We start from the raw sequence: 19211 nt of genomic DNA on the forward strand, positions 1-19211 counted from the left end.
GCGTTTCCCCGGGGAACGTTCCTGGTCGGTCCGCCCATTCCCGGCTGCTCCCGGTCGGAAGCTCATGGCAGGATCAGGGCTGTCCGCATACTGAACACAATCCGAGGGAGTGGCTCCCGTGCCCGGTGAGAATCTGTCCCGTGACGAGGCCCGGGAGCGGGCCGCCCTGCTGTCCGTCGACGGGTACGACGTGTCCCTCGACGTCCGTTCCGCCGTGGGCGACGGGGACTTGGCACGTCAGGCGCCGCGCACCTTCCGCTCGGTCACCACGATCCGCTTCCGCTGTGCCGAGCCCGGTGCCACCAGCTTCGCGGACCTGATCGCGCCGAGTGTGACGGCCGTCTCCCTCAACGGCAAGGACCTGGACCCCGGCGAGGTCTTCGACGGCTCTCGGATCACGCTGGAGGACCTGGCCGCCGACAACGAGCTCGTCGTCGACGCCCAGTGCGCCTACTCCCGCACCGGCGAGGGCCTGCACCGATTCGTCGACCCCGAGGACGGCGAGGTCTACCTCTACACCCAGTACGAGCCGGCCGACTCCCGCCGGGTCTTCGCGAACTTCGAGCAGCCGGACCTCAAGGCCCCCTTCCGCTTCGAGGTGCGCGCGCCCGAGGGGTGGACGGTGTGGAGCAACGGGGCCGGTGAACTCGCCGATGGGGTCTGGCGGTTCGCGGAGACGAAGCCGATCTCGACGTACATCACGTGCGTCGTGGCGGGCCCGTACCACCACGTCACGGACTCCTACTCGCGCACCTTCGCCGACGGCACGACGCTGGAGATCCCCCTCGGCGCGATGTGCCGCAAGGGCCTCGCCCCGTACTTCGACGCCGACGACGTCTTCCTGGTCACCAAGCAGGGCCTGGACTTCTTCCACGACCACTTCGACTATCCGTACCCCTTCGGGAAGTACGACCAGGCGTTCGTGCCCGAGTACAACCTCGGCGCGATGGAGAACCCGGGGATGGTGACGTTCCGGGAGGAGTACATCTTCCGGGGCAAGGTGACGCGGGCGTCGTACGAGGGCCGGGCCAACGTCGTCCTGCACGAGATGGCGCACATGTGGTTCGGCGACCTGGTCACCATGGCGTGGTGGGACGACCTGTGGCTGAAGGAGTCCTTCGCCGACTTCATGGGCACCTTCGCGAACGTGGGCGCGACCCGTTTCAAGGACGCCTGGATCACCTTCGCCAACCGCCGCAAGGCCTGGGCCTACCGCGCGGACCAGCTGCCCTCCACCCATCCGATCACGGCGGACATCCGCGACCTGCAGGACGCGAAGCTCAACTTCGACGGCATCACGTACGCCAAGGGCGCCTCCGTCCTGAAGCAGCTGGTGGCGTACGTCGGTCAGGACGCGTTCCTGGAGGGCGCGCGGCGCTACTTCAAGCGGCACGCGTACGGCAACACGCGCCTGGGTGATCTGCTGTCGGTGCTGGAGGAGACCAGCGGGCGGGACATGAGCGCGTGGGCGCGGTCCTGGCTCCAGACGGCCGGCGTCAACTCCCTCACCCCGCAGGTGCTGCTGGACGCCGAGGGCCGCGTCGACGAGCTGGCGGTGGTGCAGGAGGCGGCGGAGTCCCACCCCGAGCTGCGCCCGCACCGGGTCGCCGTGGGTCTGTACCGGCGGGGCGCGGACGGGGCGCTGGAGCGGTTCGCGCAGGCCGAGGTGGATGTCGACGGTCCGCGCACGGTCGTGGTGGAGCTGGCGGGGGCGGAGGCCCCGGAGCTGGTGCTGGTCAACGACGACGACCTGACGTACTGCAAGACCCGCTTCGACGAGACGTCGCTGGAGACCCTGAAGGGCGGGCTGGGTGACATCACCGACCCACTGGCGCGTGCTTTGTGCTGGTCGGCGCTGTGGAACATGACGCGGGACGCGCTGCTGCCCGCGCGGGACTTCTTGGACCTGGTGCGGCGGTTCGCGGGGCGCGAGTCCGACATCGGCGTGCTGCAGATGCTGCACGCGTGGGCCGAGTCGGCGCTCGTCCACTACGTCGCCCCCGAGTGGCGCGTGCAGGGCGGTGCGCGGCTGTCCGAATGCGCCGAGCGCGAGCTGTACCGCGCCGAGCCGGGCAGCGAGCACCAGCTGGCATGGGCACGGTTCTACGCCCGGACGGCCGAGGACGTCGGCGCCTTCGAGACGCTGCGGGGCCTGCTGGACGGCACGTCGACCATCGGGGGGCTGGAGGTCGACCAGGAGCTGCGGTGGGCGTTCCTGGAGCCGCTGGTCGTGCACGGGTTCGCCGGCGAGAAGGAGCTGGACGCGGAACTGGCCCGCGACGACACCGCCTCCGGCAAGCGCCACCAGGTGCGCTGCCTGGCCGCCCGGCCGTCGGCGGCGGTGAAGGCGCAGGCGTGGGTGCAGGTCGTCGAGTCGGACGCGCTGTCCAACGCCCTGGTCGAGGCGACCATCGCGGGCTTCGGTCAGCCCTCGCAGCGGGAGCTGCTCGCGCCGTACGCCGACAAGTACTTCGCGGCGATCGAGCGGGTGTGGGCCGAGCGGTCGATCCAGATCGCCATGCACGTGGTCCGGGGCCTGTTCCCGGCGCTCCAGCAGTCGCAGGACACGCTGGACGCGACGGACGCGTGGCTCGCGGCCCACGAGGACGCGGCGCCGGCGCTGCGGCGGCTGGTGCTGGAGGCGCGGGACGATCTGGCGCGGGGGCTGCGGGGGCAGGCGTGTGACGCGGCGCGCGCGTGAGCCGTAGGGGCGCGCCCCGTAGGTGGACGAGCCAACCAGAATGGCGTCAACCGCATAAGACCTTTGGCCAACGGTCACGGCCCTCTGTGACCGTTACGGAATTCAGGCAATAGCAGCCGTAACCCCTGGTCCAACCCGAACGGACCAGGGGTTTTCCGTGCCTACTCGGCACCCGAACACGCGTCCTTTAGTGCCAGGTTGTCCGTTTTTGTCGACGGGCGTGTAACAGCGGTTAAAGGACGGACAGGACGCGGGAACCTCCGGGTCATGAACCACAACGCCCCGCTCCCCCCGCTCTCCCCCCGCCCCCTGCGCCACCTCTCCGAGGTGCACCGCCGTGTCATGACGACCGCGCAGCTCAAGTCGCACGGCATCTCGCCCGCCGAGATGAACGAGCAGTGCCGCCCCGGCGGCCCCTGGCAGCAGTTCCTCCCCGGCGTCTTCCTGCTCCACCCCGGCCCGCCGACCAGCGAGGAGCGCCTGCACGCGGTGCTGATGTACGCGGCGCGGGAACGGTCGCCGGGGGTGCCGTCCCAGCCGAACGCCGGCGAGGGACACGCCTCCGCCTACCCCGACGCGGTGATCACGGGCCTCGCGGCGCTGACCCTGCACGGCTTCTCCGCCACGCCGCCGCTCACCGCGCTGGACCGGATCGACGTCCTGGTCCCCCGGATGCGCCGGCTGCGCTCCACGGGCTGCGCCCGGATCCTGCGCACCGCCGCCCTCCCCGCCCCCCAGCAGGTGACGGGCCTTCCGGTGGCCCCGGTCCCGCGCGCCCTGGCCGACACGGTGGCCGAACTGACGGACGCCGGCGCCGTACGCCGGCTGCTGACGGAGGCCGTCCGCGGCGGCCACTGCGAACCGGCGGCGGTGGTACGGGAGCTGAACCAGGCGAAGCTGCTGTCCCGCCCGCACGTGGTGGACGCGGTGGACTCCCTGCTCGCCGAGGGCCGCGCGATCGCGGAGGACCGCCTGTACGAGATGGTCCACGTCCACGGCCTGCCCGACCCCGTCTGGAACGTCGACCTGCGCCTGCCCGGCGGCCCCCACCTCGGCGGCCTGGACGCCTACTGGCCGGACCAGGCGGTGGCGGTCGAGCTGGACACCCGCGCGCCGCGCCAAGGCCACCGGCAGGACGACGACGCCCTGTGGTCCGAGTACGCCCGCAAGCGCGAGCACCTGGAGCGCCTGGGCATCACGGTCGTCCACATCACCCCGAAGAAGCTGAGGGACTCGATGGAACAGCAGGCGGCGGTGGTCCGTACGGCCCTGATGGCGGCGGCGGACCGCGACCCGGCCGCGTATGTCGTGGTGCTGCCCCGGTAGTGACGGACCGGGAAGGCAGCACCAGGAGGGGAGAGGAGGGGCCGCCGGTGTTCCGGCGGCCCCTCCTCATGTCGTCGACGGCACCGCTTCAGGCAGCCGGCCAGTCGATGGCAACGGCTCGGCGGGCACCCGCGGTCCGGGCGAAGTGCGTGCGCAGCCGACGCCATGCGGTCCGCCCCTGCCGAGCGTCGTCCGGCACGACCGGTGCGTCCGGCAGAGCCGACAGGGCACCGGCCCTGGTCTGCCAGTCCTCGAACACGCCGCGGAACATCTGGTGTTGGTCCTGGATCGGCACCGAGCGCCTCACTGTCGCCACGACGGCCTCCTTCATCTGCACGCACTCGTCTGTGCATCGAAGGTAGCGAGCAATGGCTCGCTGATACCGTCCAATGCCATGCGGGAATCACAGACCAATTTGGCGGGTGATCTTCTGCTTCACCTGGAGCGGGCCGGCGACGGTCCGCTGCACGAGCGGGTGAAGCGGGCGCTGCGTACGGCGATCAGGGACGGGCGCATCGAGGTCGGCACCGCTCTGCCGCCCAGCCGGCAGCTCGCCACCGATCTCGGCTGTTCGCGCTGGGCCGTCACGGAGGCGTACAGCCAGCTGATCGCCGAGGGATATCTGGAGGCGCAGACCGGCTCCGCCACCCGGGTGCGCTGGACGAACGACGCGGACGCCGCCTCCGGGCGCCGCGCACCGCGCCAGGCTCCCGAGGCGCGCTTCGACCTCGGACCGGGTCTGCCGGACCTGCGCGCGTTTCCGCGCCGCCGGTGGGCCGAGGCCGTACGGGCACAGGTGACCAACACGGCGTTCGCGGAGTTCGGATACCCGCCGGCCGGCGGTCACCCCCGGCTCAGGCAGCTGCTCGTCGCCTACCTGGGCCGCTCTCGCGGCGTCCTGGCGACCCCGGAGGACGTGACGGTGTGCACGAGCGTGACCGACGGAGTACGTCGCGTCTGCCATGCCCTGCGCGCCGATGGCATCACCGCGGTCGGCTGTGAGGAACCGGGCTGGACCCGGCTGCGCGAGGTGATCCGCGCAGCCGGTCTGGACCCGGTGCCGGTGCGCACGGACGGCGGGGGGCTGCGCATCGACGACCTCGCCGGACACACCGGCCTTCGGGCGGTACTGACGAGCCCGGCGCACCAGTTCCCGCTGGGTGGCGTGCTCGCCCCCGAGCGGCGCGCCGCCCTGCTGCAGTGGGCCCGTCAGGTGGACGGCGTCGTACTGGAGGACGACTACGACGCGGAGTTCCGCTACGACCGTCGTCCGGTCGCGGCACTGCAGGGAATGGACCCGTCTCGCGTCGTCCTGTTCAAGTCGCTCAGCAAGATACTGTCCCCGGCGCTGGGCATCGGGTGGATCGTGGCACCGCCCCGCTGGACCCAGTACCTGCACCGGTCCGACCAGACGGCGACCCAGCCCCCGACGCTCGACCAGCTCGCCTTCGCCGAACTGCTGGAGTCAGGCGCCTACGACCGCCACCTCCGGGCCTGTCGCAAGCGCTACCGCGACCGCCGCGACGCGCTCGTCCAAGCCCTCGCGCGAACAGTGCCCGGCGCCCCGGTCTCCGGCATCGCGGCCGGCCTGCACCTCATCCTCCGGCTGCCCGCCGACGTGGACACCGCCGCCGTGGTCAGGGCAGCGGGCGCCCGGTCGTTGCGCATCGCCGACCTCACTGCCTACCACGCCACCGAGGACCACGCCGATCACGGCCTGGTCCTCGGGTACGGCAATCTCGCGGACGGGGCGGTGAACGAAGCGGTGCACCACCTGCGGGCGGCGATCGAGGAGTGCGGGTAGCTCCGCCGGATTCAGCCTGCCGTGAGCAGTGCGTCGATCTCCCTCATCTCGTCCGCCGTGAGCGGGCCATGTTCCATTGCCGCCGCGTTTTCCCTGACCTGAGCCACCGTCCGGGCTCCGGGGATCGGGATCAGCGAGGGCGAACGGGCCCACAGCCAGGCAAGGGCGCCCTGCGCGAGCGTGCGGCCGCCGGAGGTCAGGATCTGGCGGACGGACTCCAGCGCCCGGGCGAGTTCCGGGACCGGGTAGCCGTCCTGGAAGTAGTTGAGCCAGTCCGGGGAGCGGCGGCGGAAGTCCTGCTCGTCGGTGATGCGGGAGCCCTCCGGGTGGGTGCCGGTCAGCAGGCCGGTGCCCAGGGGGCCTCGGGCCAGGCCGGGCAGGCCGTGCTGCTCGCAGAGCGCGACGATGGCAGGTGAGTCGTGGACCACGTTGATCTCGAACTCCAGGCCCCCGAAGCCGGGTCGGCCCACCCAGGCGGCGGCGAGTTCCGGTTCGTCCGTGGACCAGCCGTAGGCGCGGATGCTTCCTTCCGTCACCAAGTCCTGCAAGGTTCCCAGGAGTTCCTCCGCCTCGGCCACGGGGAGGCCGGAGAGGTGGAGCAGGTACAGGTCGAGGTAGTCGGTGCGCAGGCGGCGCAGGGAGGCCGTCAGGGCCTCGCGGAGGTAGCCGGGGGAGGCGTCCTGGCCGGTGAGCTGCCGGGCCTCCTCGTCGATGGTGTTGCCCCACTTGGAGACGATGGTGATCTGGTCGCGCTTGCCCGAGAGGGTCTCGCCGATGAGCCGCTCCGCCGTCCCGGTGCCGTAGGCGTCGGCCGTGTCGTAGAGCGTGATTCCGCTGTCGAACGCGGCCCGGAACACCTCCGCGGCCTCGGCGCGGTCGAACCTGGCGCCCCAGCCGAGGGGTTGGTCGCCCGCGGCCGAGGGCCCGCCGAGCGCCCAGGTGCCCAGGCCGAGGGCGGACACCTCCGGTCCGCCGGTGCCCAGGGTCCGTCGCTGGTTGGTCATGTCACTCCTTCTCGCTCACGGTGTCGCGGCAGGGCGAACACCGGCTTCTTCTCGACTCCACGATGGTTGGTCAGCAGCACAACCCCGCCCGCGCCCAGCAGTTCGGCCAAGGTGCAGCACACCCTGCTGGCCAGTGCCGCAGCCCCGGCCTCGGCCCACGGCAGCACGGTGGACAGCGCGCCCAGCAGCACCAGTTCACGTGTCCCCGCCCCGTCGGGGACGACCAGGGTCAGCGCCCCCACGACCGTGGCCAGGGCGAACGCCCCCACGCAGAGGGGCAGTGCACGCCCGGCCGGTGCGCCGAGCAGGACGGCGATCAGCCACAGGTGCAGCCCGGAGACCGCCCAGCAGAGCGTCTCCAGTCCGATCGCACGGCGTACGTCACGGTCGGAGAACTCCCCGGCGGGCGGCTCCCGCCGCAGCAGCCGGGCCGCCCGGGCCGTCAGACGGAACAGCAGGCGTGGGCGCCACAGCACAGCGAGGGCGAGCGGCGCCGCGGCCGCGAGCCACAATCCCCCGGCCCCCAGGCCCTGGACGCAGAGCAGACCCATGACGGCGGCGGTGAGCAGCACCACCACCGTGTTGAGCAGATAGGCGCTCACCATCCGGCCCGCCGCGATGCCGGCCGCGCCGCCGAGGCGGACGTAGGCCAGGACGCCCCAGACCGGGCCGGGGATGTACTTGCCGAGCAGGGCCAGGAAGTAGATGCGGGCGCTCTGCCGGGTGGGCAGCGGTGAGCCGAGTCCGGTGAGCCCGGCCTGCCAGGAGGCCCAGCCCGCCAGTTGGCCCGCCATCTTCATGAGGAGCGCGGCAGCGAGCAGTGCCGCGGCCCGGGGCCCGGTGAACATCGCCAGGACGTCACCGCCGTGCCCCCACAGCACGCTTCCCATTCCGACGGCGGCGGCGGCGAGGAAGACCACCGCCACGGCCGCCCTGGCCAGGCGCCGGATCATCGGGACGCCTCTACCGATACGACGGTCTCCTGGAGGCGATGGTCGGAGACCTCCGGGAGCGCGGTGAGCGCGTGCCGGGCCACGTCCAGGCCCGCCGAGGTGAACGTCCAGTCGAGCCGCCAGAGCCTGAGCCGCCCCTGCTCGTTCCAGGAGGTGGGCCAGAGCGAGCCGCCGTGGTCGGCCGCGTCGTCGAGGGTCGAACGCAGGGGCCGCAGATCGCCCATCGCGGCGGTGGTGTTGAAGTCCCCGGCGACCAGGAGGGGGTTGCGGTTGGCGCGGACGTCGTCGAGCAGGCCCTTGTACTGCGCGCGACGGGCCGCCTCACGGTCGTGGATCACCCGGTAGAAGGCCGGGGACAGGAAGCTTTCGCGCATGTCCACCTGGACGGGGATGTGCACGTTGTAGAGGGATACGACCTGCCCGCGCACCCGGATGTCGGTCCGCAGCACCTTGCCCGTCCGGTAGACCGTGTACCAGTCGGGGGAGGCGGAGCGGGCGGTGGCCCGGTACGGGCCGATCGCGGGGCGGGAGACGATCGGGTACCGGGACAGGGTGACGAGCTCACCCTGCACGGCCACCTGGTAGTCGGGGAACTCCCTCCGTATGCGGGCCATGTCGTCGATCTGGCGCTCGTTGGCGTCGTCCTTGTCGCTCCAGACGTACTCCTGGAGCAGGTAGACGTCGGCGTCGCGCGCCTTCAACGCCTGGTAGAAGCGGTCCGGTGTGGTGCTCTTGCCCCAGGCCAGGGTGTTGAAGGAGACGACCTTCAGCGCGCCGGGCGGTACCGCCCCGCCGCCCTGCCACAGGGCGGCGGGGTTCAGTCCGGACCACGGGTGGCCGAGGAGCAGCCCGGTCAGGGCCAGCGCTCCGACGATCAGTGCGGGCCGCCGGGGCACCCGGCGCCGGGCGAGCCGTGCGGCCGGTATGCCGGCGAGGAGCAGCAAGGGTACGGCGGCGAAGGCGACCGGGGGTTCCAGGTTGAGCACCATCATGGCCCACCAGCGGCCGCTGAGCAGGTACTGCAGGAGGACGAGGACCAGCCAGCCGGTGCCGGCGGCGAGCAGCAGCCGGGTGTAGCGGCACCAACGGGGCTGGGTGGCGGGGGCGGGTTCCGGAGCCGCCTCACCGGTCGGCGAGGCGGGCTGCCGGGTCAGTTCCATGGCCATGGGGCGGCGCCTCAGCCCGCGGGCAGCACGGCGGCCGGCGCGCCGTCGCGGTCGTAGAGCGCCCGGAACCGGTCGGAGACGAGCCAGTGCAGGGCTCCCGTCACCACGCCGGAGGCGACCGCCAGGTTGAAGACGAACTGGACGGCGGCGAAGAACAGCAGGAAGCGGACGCCTCGCGCCCTGCGCACATAGCGGTACATGCCGAGGTCGCAGCCGAGGGAGAGAGCCAGCAGGGCGGCCGGTAGCAGCCAGCCGACCGGGCCGACGAGCAGCGGCAGCAGCAGCGCCGGTACGGCGAGCAGTGCGGCCAGGCTCCCCCAGGCCCGGGAGGCGGTCTCGAACCCCTTGGCGAACTTGCGGCGCCGCGCGTACAGCGGCACACGCAGCCGGCCCCGGGTGAAGATCTTGCGGGCCAGGGGCCACAGTTCGTGGTCGTCGTCGTGGGTGCCACGGACGGTGGAGGTGAGGATGAGGTCGTAGCGCTGGGAGAGGCGCAGACCGTAGTCCACTTCCTCCGTCTGCCGCAGGCGGGCGTCGAACGGCCCGACGTCGTCGTAGACCCGGCGCCACATCGCGCAGATGGAGGGGAACAGGAAGGTGACCGTGCCCTCCGCCGTCTCCCGCCAGTAGTAGGCCTGCAGCGAGCGGCACTCCTCGACCATGCTGTCCCGGATCAGCGGCACCGGCTCGTAGATCCCGCACACCGCACCGGCGTTGGGCTCGGCGCGCAGCCGGGTCACGGCCTTGAGCACCGCGTCCGGGGCCAGGGCCACGTCCGAGTCCAGGAACAACAGCACCTCGCCGCTCGCGTGTTGGACGCCGACGTTGCGGGTGGCCGCCACGCCGCTGTTGGTGCCGGTGCTGAGCACCGTGACGCCGGCCTCCCGGGCGATGCGGGCGGAGTCGTCGGTGGAGCAGTCGTCCACCACGATGACTTCGAGGCGCGGGTAGGTCTGGCGGCTCACGGATTCCAGGCACATGCCGATCGTGCGGCCGTAGTTGTAGTTGGGGATGATGACGGAGACGAGGGGGAGCTCGGCCGTGTTGTCCATGACGTGACACGTTCCTTTCAGTGCAGGGCCGCGAGGCATACCGCGGTCAGGGCGCCCCACAGCAGGCCGCTGCCGAGCAGCAGGCGGTCGCCGGAGAGGGTGCGGACCGGGTCGCCGCCGCCGTGGCCGACGACCAGCAGCTGGAGGTAGCGGAAGACCGCGAAGAAGGCGCAGGGCGCGGTGAGCAGGACCAGCGTGGCCGTGCCGTGGTGGAGGGCCATGTCGGTGCGGATGCAGAGCAGATAGCCGACCGTGGCCAGGGTGGCGCTGATCACGCTCAAGTGGTCCAGGTACGGGACGGAGTAGCCGCGCAGGGCGGGGCGGTGGGCGGCGTTGCCCCGGGCCAGTTCGTGGCGCCGTTTGCCGAAGACGAACAGCAGGCAGACCGCGAAGACGCTGAGCAGCAGCCATCCGGAGGGCGGCTGTCCGGTGGCGGTGTATCCCTGGAGCGTGCGCAGGACGAAACCGAGGGCCACGCAGAAGGCGTCGACGAGCGGAATGTGCTTGAGCCGCAGGCTGTAGGCGAGGTTCAGCCCGAGGTAGACGAGGACGGGCCAGCTGCGGGCGGGTGAGGCGAGCGTGACGCCCGCGGCGAACAGCGCGCAGACCGTCGCCAGGAACACCAGGGCCGTGCCGACACTCAACCGGCCGGAGGCCAGCGGGCGGTGGCGCTTGACGGGATGCAGGCCGTCGCGGTGCCGGTCGAGGAGGTCGTTGAGGACATAGACGGCCACGGAGGCGAGGACGAACAGCCCGGTCGACCAGGCGATGCCCGCCAGTGTGCCGGCGTCCCAGACCGGGATCGTGAGCAGGGCGAGCGCCACGGCCAGGGGGTTCTTGGCCCATTGGTAGGGGCGGGAGAGGGCGAGCAGGTCGCGCGGCGCGCCTCGGCGGGTAGCGGCGGGCGGGGTGGTGGCGGCGGGTTCGGGTGCGCTGTGGGACAGGCGCGCAGGGGGAGTTTCGACGACGGACATGGTGGTCTCCTCGTGCGAAAAGTCGAGGGAGAGCGGGGAGGAAGGGCGAGCGGGAGGCTGAGCGGGAGGAAGGGTGAGCGGCGGGCTCAGAAGAGGACCTTGGCGAGGCCGAGCGCGCCCTGGCGCCACGGGTCCCGGCTGGTCCGGCCGGACTTGGCGGCCTGCGTGGCGCGGGGCTGTTCACGCCACCAGCGGTAGGTGGCGAGGATGGCGTCCCGGTTGGAGCTGCGCGGGACGAAGCCCAGCGTGTCGCGGATGTGGTCGGTGCTGACGTACGAGTCGGCGCGCAGCTTGTGCAGCAGCCGGCCGTAGACCGGGGACAGCTTGGCCTTCTCCAGGACCTTCAGCGCGGCGAGCGCGGGGCCGGCCGGGACGGAGACGATGCGTTTGCCGTGTCCGGCCTCGTCGAGGACGGCCTGGAAGTCCTCGCGGAGGGTGCCGAATTCGGCGGCGGCGACGTTGAAGGTGTCGTTCGCCGCTGCCGCGGGCGCGGTGGCGGCCAGCACGACGGCGTCGACCAGGTCGTCGATGGCGAGCATCTGGATGCGTACGTCACCGCGGCCGAGCACAGGGAAGTTGCGCCCTTCCTCGGCCCATTCGAAGAGCATCGAGAACAGTCCCATGCGGCCCGGCCCGACAAAGGTCTTGGGGCGCAGGACCGGGAGCAGCATGCCCTCCTGCCGGAAGCGCAGGGCCAGAGCCTCGGCCTCGGCCTTGGCGCGGCTGTAGGGGTCGACGGGGGCGTAGGGATACGACTCGGGGGTGGGGACGATGTCCGGGAGGCCGTAGACGGCGGTGGAGGAGATGTAGACGGTGCGGGGTATCTCCAGGCGGCGGGCCGCGGTCAGGAGGGTGCGGGTGCCGCCCACGACGATGGAGCGGATCTCCTCGGCCGGATAGCTCGGCAGGGCCGCCGCGCAGTGCACGACCAGGTCGGCGCCCCGCATGGCGCGGTCCACCGCCTCGGCGTCGCGGATGTCGGCAGTGATCTCCCGTACCCCGGAGGGCGGTTGGCCGGGGGCGATGTCCAGACCGGTCACGGACCAGCCGTCGGCGGCGAAGCGCGTGACGAGGTTGCGGCCCAGCATGCCGCTGCTGCCCGTGATCAGGACGCCGCGGCTCACCATCGGGCCAGCACCCGGTCGCGGACGAACTTGGTGAGCAGGCCCGGCAGCCCCTTGGCGAGGGTCGCGTCCAGGCTCTGCAGGAAGTAGTCCACCTCGGCCGGTTCCATGACCAGGGAGGGGGCCACCACCAGCGGGTTGTCGCCGTTGGGGCTGAGGTAGGTGAGGATGCCGTGCTCGCGGTAGAGCTCGGCGATCACCGCGCTGGTGATCAGCTTGGTGCGGAACTTCGGGTCGGACGACAGTCCGGAGGGGGCCAGCTTGCCCGCGAGGTCGAGCAGTTTCGCACCACCGCCGAGGAAGACGCCGTGGATGGCGCCGACGCCGGCGGTGTGCCGCACGGTCTCGGGGTGCTTGGCCTGGATCTCCTGCAGCCCGTGGGTGAGCATCTCCTCGATCTTGCGGGCCCGGGCCGGGTAGTCCTCCTCCACGATGATGTTGACGGCCTCCATCGCGGTGGCCGTCTCCTCGCCGAAGCCGTAGTACGTCGTGGAGTGCAGGATCACCTCACTGAGCCGGTCGTACGCCTTGCGGAAGACCGGTTCGCGGGTGGTGTAGCCGGCGATGGACGCCTTGCCGCCGCCGAACGACTTGGAGTAGGTGAGGATGTCCGGTATGAGGCCGTCGTAGCGCATGAAGTAGAACAGACTGCCGGACTTCCCCCACCCGGTGTAGACCTCGTCGAAGATGAGGACGATGTCCTCCCGGGTGCACAGCTCCCGTAGTTCCCGCAGAGCGGTCTCGGTCCAGCTGTTCATGGTGGAGGCGCTGAACGGCTCCACCATGATGGCGTAGACGTCGCAGGACCCGTCGGCGGTGCGGTGTTGCGCCACCAGGTCGCGGATGGCGTCGATGTCGCCGTACGGATACGTGACATTGGGGATGCCGGGGAAGCGGAAGCTGTTCTCCAGGGAGCCGGTGAGGCTGCCCGTGGCCAGGAGCTTTCCGTGGAAGCTGATGTCGGAGCGCAGGATCGTCTGCCGTTTGCCCTCGTGGTACTTGTACGCCAGCTTGATGGCGCCCTCGTTCGCCTCGGCGCCCGAGTTGGGGAAGTACGAGATGTCGAGGTCGCCGGGCAGGAGGCGGCCCACGTTGTGGCTGAGCGCGGCTACATAGGGCGACAGGAACGCCTTGTGGACCTCCATCCGGTGGCGTTCGGCGAAGCGCTTGCGGGCCTGAAGGATGCGCGGGTGGTTGTGCCCGTGGTTCAGCACCCCGACGGCGCCGGTGAAGTCGAGGATCTTCCCGCCGTCCCGGGTGTACAGCCAGACCCCCTCGGCCTTCTCGATCATCTGCTTGCCGAAGCCGAACGTGGTGGTGAGGGAGACGTGGCTGCGGCTCACGTACTCCCGGTAGAGGGCCTGTACCTGCTTGGCGCTGAGCTGCTCGCACTGCTCGATTCCGATGAGCTCGGGCATGGGTCGTTTCCCTTCTCGCTGCTGGTTTTCGCTGCTGGTTCTCGCTGCTGCGTGACGTGCGGTCAGGAGGCGGCCCGGCAGGGCCAGTCGATCTGTGCGGTGGTGCCGACGTACGGGAGGCTCCGGAGCTCTTCCATTGCTGACGACCGCCTGAAGGGTGCGCTGGGATGGGGGGAACGCGCTTTCTGTGTTGCCAGAGGAACGTAACAGCGGTTGCCAGATCTTGGCAATGGGTTGCCAAGATCTGGCAACCCGCACGGTCAGGCGAGTTGACGTCGGGTGCCGGACTCGTCACGGGTACGCCCGACCGCCTTTGCCAGCCGTTTGCCCGACCGTGGGGCAGAGGTCGATCGCATGCTTGTGGCAAGCATTTGCCAAGCCCTGCCCAAGGAGCTAGCGTGGGGGTCCGACCCCTCGAACGGCTGGTGGAATGACATGGTGGAGCAGCCTGCTTTCGGGCGCCGTCTCAGGGAACTGCGCACGGAACGGGGGCTGTCGCAGGCCGCCGTCGCCGGCGATGACATGTCGACCGGATATCTGTCCCGGCTGGAGTCGGGAGCGCGGCAGCCGACGGCACGCGTGATCGCCTACCTCGCCGAGCGGCTCCGGGTCGACCCGTCCGAGTTCGACGAACCGAGCGTCGGCTCGGTCGCCGAGGCCCTCGCACTGGCCACGTCGGCCGACGGCGACGAGGCGCTGCAGAAGCTGGCCGCCGCTCTCGAACTGTCACCCGCGGTGGATCCGACGCTCCGCTGGCAGGCCCTCTGGCTGCTCGCCGCTGCCGCCGCCCGACGTGGTGCGCGCCAGGAGGAGGCCGACCTCCTGGACGAACTGGTGCACACCTCGGAGGAGTTGATGCTCCCCGAGCTGCAGTGCCGGGCCCGGGCCCAGCTCGCTCGATGTCTGCGCACGCTCGGTGAGATCCCCAGGGCCCTCAAGGCCGGGCAGGAGGCGTGCCGTCTGGCCTACGACCACAAGCTGTCGGTCCAGGACACAGGCGCGGCCCTGCTGACGCTGGTGTCGGTGGAGGCCGAGGCCGGCCGGCTCTCCGACGCGCGGGCCCACGCGGACGACCTCGTGGAGCTGGTGCCGGAGCATGCCGGCACGCTGCGGGCCGAAGCCCTGTGGGCCGCGGCCACCGTGCACTTCCGGCAGGGCGACTCGGCCGCCGCCCGCGAGCTGCTGGAACGGGCCCTGGCGGAGTTCGACAGCCGTCTCGACCTGGTGCTGTGGATGCGGCTGCGCCTGGCCGCGGCCTCCCTGTACCTCCAGGCCTCGCCCCGCCAGCTCGACGAGTGCCGGCGGCGCCTGGACGAGGCCGAGCCCGCCCTCTCCCTCCTCGGCACCCCGGTGCACCACCAGGAGATGCTGACGCTGCGGGTGCACCTCGCCTTCGAGGAGGGCAGGTATGCCGACGCGCGGGCGGCGCACGACGAGCTCGTCCTCGACGATCTGCGGCTCACCTACCGGGACCGCATCAGGCTCGACATGCTGCACAACCGGCTGCTGATCCTGGAGGGCCACGCGCAGCAGGGCGTCCAGCAACTTCGGGAGCTCGCAGAACGGGCCCAGCAGACGTCGAACATCGACCTGGCTGCCGAGATCTGGCGAACCCTGGCCGAGACGCCGAAGGACTGATGTCGTAGGGATACGGGCGGGATCGGGCTCGCTCTCGTGGGACAGCGTCCCGACCTGCTGGAAGCACATCAGCTCGGAACGCTGGACTCCGAATGGACGGGTCAGCTCTTACCGGTTCTCTCCGCAGAACTCGGCCTCGATCACCGCGTCCGTGTCGCCCGCCCAGTTGCCGTTGAAGTTGAAGGCCAGGGAATGGCGGCCGTCGGGTGTCGTCACGGCCTCGGAGACGGAGCCGAGGATGCCGCCGCTGTGGCCCCAGACATGGATGCCACAGCTGAGCCGCCGGTCGATGAGGCCCAGGCCGTAACCGGCTTGGGGGGCTTCCTCGACCTTCACGGTGGTCTTCATTTCCGTCAACTGGCGTGGCGGGAGCAGCCTGCCGCGGAGCAGGGCCGAGTAGAAGCGGTTCAGGTCGGCCGAGGTGGAGATCATCTCGCCGGAGCCGTAGGCCAGCGCGGGGTTGAACTCCGTGACGTCGTACGTCGGTCCGGTCGCCGTCGGCGCCAGCTTGGCGTAGATGCGGCTGCTGGGCTGCGGGAGGCTGCGCGTCGTGCCGGGCACCGAGGTACCGGTCAGGTGCAGGGGATCGATGATGCGGCGGCGGATCTCCGCACCGTACGGGCGGCCCGTGACCTTCTCGATCACCAAGGCGGCCAGTGTGTAGTTGGTGTTGGAGTAGTACCAGTCGGCCCCGGGGTCGAAGTACGGCTTGTGGGACATGGCCGTCGCCACCAGGCCCTCGGGGGACATCTCGTCGTAGCGGTGCTCGAAGAAGCCGTCCGGGGAGGCGTACGCCTCCTGGAAGTCCGGATCCTCCAGGTAGTCGAAGATGCCGCTCGTGTGGTTCAGCAGCTGCCGGACGGTGATCCGGCGCCCGTCGTGGCCATGGCCGCGGACCAGTCCGGGCAGCCATTTCTCCACCGTGTCGTCGACGGACAGCTCGCCCTCCGCCTCCAGCTGGAGCACCACCGTCGCGACGAAGGTCTTCGAGATGCTGGCCGCCCGGTAGTGGTCCCGCGGCGAAGGGGGCTTCCCCGTTTCGAGGTTGCCCACCCCCGCCGTCGCCGCCCACACGCGGTGACCGCTCTTCACCGTCGCGGTCACCCCGGGCACGCCGTCGGCGACGGCCGCCCGCATGGCTCGGCGGGTCGCTTCGTGGCCGTCACCTCTGTCGGCCGGAGCCGCCACCGCCGGTCCCGCCAGGGCCATCGACAGCGCCACCACCGTCATCGCCGTCATAGTCGTGCGAACAGTCATGTCCTCCCCCATCTCGCACTCGGCTCGATCGAGGAGGCAGACCCGGGGGTGACGCCGAAGGTTGAGGCACCGTACGGCAGTTGGGCCGAATTCAGCCCTTCTTCAGCACCAGCTCCGTGTTGCGGTCCTTCCGGTCGCCCGCCAGCGTCGTGCGGGCGCCGGGGGCGTTGAAGGACAGCTCGCGGTAGAGGGCGGCCAGGCCCGTCTGGGAGAGGTCCGTGAAGTCCGTGGCGTGCGGGGCCGAGGACTCGATCAGGGTGGTGAACAGCGAGATCGTGCCGTCCTTGTTGTCCACCACCTCGATGATCCGGGCGAGTTGGGGGAAGTCGACGTGGGAGGCGGTGGAGATCTCCCAGAAGGAGCCGCCGTCGGCGCCGGAACGCGGGGTGATGACGTTCTTGTGGATGTGGCCGTTCACCCAGGCCAGGACGTTGCGGTGGCTCGCGAGCAGCTCGACCACCTCGGCGCCGCCCACGCGCCGCTCGTTCGGGCGGGCCGGGTCGCGGCGGAGGTTGTCCATCGTCTCGCTGGTGTGATGGCTGAAGATGATCGCGTACGAGTCCTTGTTGTCGCGCAGCGTGCGGTCCAGCCAGGTGAACTGGGCCGCCCCGATGGACCCTTCGTAGTGGCCGCCCGCGTCGGTGGTGTCGAGGCTGATGCCGATGACGTCGTCCGCGATACGGAAGCTGTAGTACTGGGTGCCCGCGTCCAGGTTGGCCGTGGAGTAGCCGTGGCCGACCGGACCGAGGCCCCGGTGGGCCGGGTTCAGGTGGGCCTGCACATATTCCCGGGGCGTGAACGGGGCCCGGCTCTCGTCCGGCGTGACCGAGCGCATCGAGCGGGCGTGGGCCTTGAGGAAGTCCTTGAAGACGGTGCCCCTCGGGTCCTTGTCCTGCTTGAGGGAGTCCTGGAGCTTCTTCGCGTCGGCCGCCGAGACGTTCATCAGCTTCTTGCCGCCGACGGCGAGGTCGGTGAGGTAGGAGTCGCTGTGCGAGGCGTAGGTGCCGAGCGGCATGGCGTCGTGGTTGCCGACCGTCGAGTACCAGGGGATGTTCAGGCCGGGGCTGCGCAGTTCGCGGATGGCGGCGGCGAGGAAGCCGTCGATGTGCGGGAAGCCGAGCTGCTTGTCGGCGTCGCGGACGCTGTCGTCGGCCTGCCAGTACAGCTTCAGGCCGCTGTTCTGGACGCCCTCGTAACTGCGCGGGTCACCGGTGTTCGGGGTGACGCGGCCGCCGCTCATCACCGTCAGGAACCACTCCAGCTCGGACTTGCAGTTGTTGTCCGTGTTGTCGCCGGTGGTCATGGCGAAGTGGAACGGGGCGCCGGTGACGGGGGCGCCCCGCAGCGCGTTGATCCGCTCGACGAGCGCGACGGCGCCCGGCACGGTCAGCGCCTCCTGCGGCCGCCAGGCGTGCACGTCGGTCGAGCGCAGGTACTCCAGCCGCAGCGGGTGCTGGGCGTCGATCAGGTGCAGGTCGGTGAGCTGTACGAAGGCGGCGAGCGCCGTACGCCGGCTCTCGCGCCCCGACTTGGCCGCCGCCAGGTTCTCGCGGACGACCCGCTTCCAGCCGGGACCGTGGCCGAGCCGGCGGTAGCCGGAGGTGCCGCGCGGGGCGGCGACCGAGGTGAGGGTGGTGCCCCGGGTGTACGGCGCGAGCGCGACCGGCACCTTGCGGGAGGCACCGACGGGCGCCTCGGCGGCGGCGTTGCCCGCCTCGGCGCCCGGCGCGCCCACGGGGCCCGTGGTGGTGGCGGCCTGGCTGTCGGTGGGCCGCAGGGCGTAGCCGACGCCCGCGGAGAGGGTCACCGCTCCGGTGGCGGCGAGCAGGGTACGGCGGTGGACCCCCAGCGCGGAGCTGGCGACAGAGCGTATGCGCGACATGGCGCGATCTCCCCGAGTGCGAACGCGTCGGCAGTGGTCGCGGGCGGTCGCCGAGGCGAACCTCCCGCTCACTGTGGATCGTTGGCAGCGGGGATGACCTGCGCATGAACATGACCGCAACGGGCAGCGCCGATCACCGTACGTGGATCTTGGACTACCTTCCGCGTCCACGGCCGCTCCTTCAACGGCCGGGACGCGGTCACTCCGTGTTCACCTTTCGGGGTAGTGAAGCTATTTCCCGGCAGCTCCGAGCCGCCCCGCGGCGGGCCGCTCGCGCCACAGCGACAGCCCCTTGTCGACCATGGAGACGCGAGTCAGCTCCGGCACCTGGTCCATCGAATGCCAGGCCGCCATGTCGGTCGAGCCGTTGGCCTCGTAGCGCAGATCGCCACCGGTGATCCGGGCCTCGTAGACGAGCCGTACGCCGTGGTGGTCGACGGTCCGGCCGAAGCGGCCGGCCGGGAACGCGCGGTGGGAGGAGTCGATGCCGAGCAGTCCGACCGGCTCGACGAGATAGCCGGTCTCCTCCTCCACCTCCCGCACGACCGTGTCGTAGGGATCCTCACCGTGCTCCATACCGCCGCCCGGCAGCACCCACTCGAAGCCGCCGCCGGGTGCCGGGGACCGGGCGAGGAGGAGTTGTCCGTCACGTAGGCAAATGGCGTAGGCCGCCACCCTCAACTTCTTCCGCACGTAGGGACGTTAGACGGCCGGGACCATGTTCGGCAGGCGATTATTCAGCTTGCGGGCGACTTGCACCTTTCACTCCACACGCCCCAATTGCATAGGGGGTTTCCCCCATCCCTCCATTTCGATTCGGTCAACTCTTCCCAAACATCCTTCCCTTGCGTAAGGCTGTGCGGTCATCCGGGATCGCATACCGGACGCCTCATGCTCCTTTACCAACAAGGG

Annotated in this window: 15 protein-coding genes; 4 read left to right on the forward strand and 11 right to left on the reverse strand. The window is 70.8% G+C overall.

Translation table 11 applies throughout. The features are described from left to right. The first annotated feature begins 118 nt into the window (after positions 1 to 118). Positions 119 to 2701 carry an aminopeptidase N gene (gene pepN, locus ACTMVF_RS19365; RefSeq protein WP_441272304.1) on the forward strand — a complete coding sequence of 861 codons (2583 nt, stop codon included), beginning with the start codon at positions 119 to 121 and terminating at the stop codon, positions 2699 to 2701. A 267-nt stretch (positions 2702 to 2968) separates the two neighbouring features. Next, complete coding sequence (locus ACTMVF_RS19370) at positions 2969 to 4027, forward strand: hypothetical protein (protein ID WP_441272305.1); 1059 nt, start codon at positions 2969 to 2971, stop codon at positions 4025 to 4027. An 88-nt stretch (positions 4028 to 4115) separates the two neighbouring features. Here the strand turns inward: ACTMVF_RS19370 and ACTMVF_RS19375 are convergent, their stop codons facing one another. Next, entirely contained in the window at positions 4116 to 4343 is a 228-nt protein-coding gene (locus ACTMVF_RS19375) for a hypothetical protein (RefSeq protein ID WP_441272306.1), read from the reverse strand. A 78-nt stretch (positions 4344 to 4421) separates the two neighbouring features. On the opposite strand from ACTMVF_RS19375, the gene pdxR reads away from it, so the two are divergent. Further along, positions 4422 to 5831: a MocR-like pyridoxine biosynthesis transcription factor PdxR gene (gene pdxR, locus ACTMVF_RS19380; protein WP_441272307.1), complete on the forward strand. Its 1410-nt coding sequence runs from the start codon at positions 4422 to 4424 to the stop codon at positions 5829 to 5831. An 11-nt stretch (positions 5832 to 5842) separates the two neighbouring features. Here pdxR and ACTMVF_RS19385 read toward each other — a convergent pair whose 3' ends face one another. The 7 genes from ACTMVF_RS19385 to ACTMVF_RS19415 form a co-directional block, all read right to left on the reverse strand. Next, on the reverse strand, positions 5843 to 6835 hold the full coding sequence (locus tag ACTMVF_RS19385) for an aldo/keto reductase (RefSeq protein WP_441272308.1): 993 nt from the start codon (positions 6833 to 6835) through the stop codon (positions 5843 to 5845). Next, positions 6832 to 7788, reverse strand: a complete 957-nt coding sequence (locus tag ACTMVF_RS19390) for a hypothetical protein (protein ID WP_441272309.1) — start codon at positions 7786 to 7788, stop codon at positions 6832 to 6834. Before ACTMVF_RS19390 ends, ACTMVF_RS19385 begins: the two co-directional genes overlap by 4 nt. Next, positions 7785 to 8954: an endonuclease/exonuclease/phosphatase family protein gene (locus ACTMVF_RS19395; RefSeq protein WP_441272310.1), complete on the reverse strand. Its 1170-nt coding sequence runs from the start codon at positions 8952 to 8954 to the stop codon at positions 7785 to 7787. The genes ACTMVF_RS19390 and ACTMVF_RS19395 overlap by 4 nt, the downstream gene beginning before the upstream one ends. Before the next feature lie 11 nt (positions 8955 to 8965). After that, positions 8966 to 10006, reverse strand: a complete 1041-nt coding sequence (locus ACTMVF_RS19400) for a glycosyltransferase family 2 protein (protein WP_441272311.1) — start codon at positions 10004 to 10006, stop codon at positions 8966 to 8968. Positions 10007 to 10023: 17 nt separating this feature from the next. Next, positions 10024 to 10980, reverse strand: coding sequence for a UbiA prenyltransferase family protein (locus tag ACTMVF_RS19405; protein ID WP_441272312.1), 957 nt, complete (start codon positions 10978 to 10980; stop codon positions 10024 to 10026). A gap of 86 nt (positions 10981 to 11066) precedes the next feature. Further along, positions 11067 to 12107 (reverse strand): NAD-dependent epimerase/dehydratase family protein, encoded by a 1041-nt coding sequence (locus ACTMVF_RS19410; RefSeq protein WP_441272313.1) that lies wholly within the window; start codon positions 12105 to 12107, stop codon positions 11067 to 11069. Next, complete coding sequence (locus ACTMVF_RS19415) at positions 12101 to 13522, reverse strand: aspartate aminotransferase family protein (RefSeq protein WP_441272314.1); 1422 nt, start codon at positions 13520 to 13522, stop codon at positions 12101 to 12103. The genes ACTMVF_RS19410 and ACTMVF_RS19415 overlap by 7 nt, the downstream gene beginning before the upstream one ends. 435 nt (positions 13523 to 13957) lie before the next feature. Between ACTMVF_RS19415 and ACTMVF_RS19420 the strand changes: the two genes are divergently transcribed. Beyond that, positions 13958 to 15160: a helix-turn-helix domain-containing protein gene (locus ACTMVF_RS19420; RefSeq protein ID WP_441272315.1), complete on the forward strand. Its 1203-nt coding sequence runs from the start codon at positions 13958 to 13960 to the stop codon at positions 15158 to 15160. Positions 15161 to 15268: 108 nt separating this feature from the next. Here the strand turns inward: ACTMVF_RS19420 and ACTMVF_RS19425 are convergent, their stop codons facing one another. From ACTMVF_RS19425 to ACTMVF_RS19435, 3 genes are all read right to left on the reverse strand, one after another. Then, on the reverse strand, positions 15269 to 16417 hold the full coding sequence (locus ACTMVF_RS19425; protein ID WP_441272316.1) for a serine hydrolase domain-containing protein: 1149 nt from the start codon (positions 16415 to 16417) through the stop codon (positions 15269 to 15271). Positions 16418 to 16508: 91 nt separating this feature from the next. After that, positions 16509 to 18299, reverse strand: coding sequence for a TIGR03767 family metallophosphoesterase (locus ACTMVF_RS19430; RefSeq protein WP_441272317.1), 1791 nt, complete (start codon positions 18297 to 18299; stop codon positions 16509 to 16511). A gap of 231 nt (positions 18300 to 18530) precedes the next feature. Further along, on the reverse strand, positions 18531 to 18992 hold the full coding sequence (locus ACTMVF_RS19435; RefSeq protein WP_441272318.1) for an NUDIX hydrolase: 462 nt from the start codon (positions 18990 to 18992) through the stop codon (positions 18531 to 18533). Positions 18993 to 19211 lie beyond the last annotated feature (219 nt).

Origin of the sequence: Streptomyces sp. SD31, assembly GCF_052068475.1 — a bacterium.
In the GTDB taxonomy this organism is placed as follows: Bacteria; Actinomycetota; Actinomycetes; order Streptomycetales; family Streptomycetaceae; genus Streptomyces.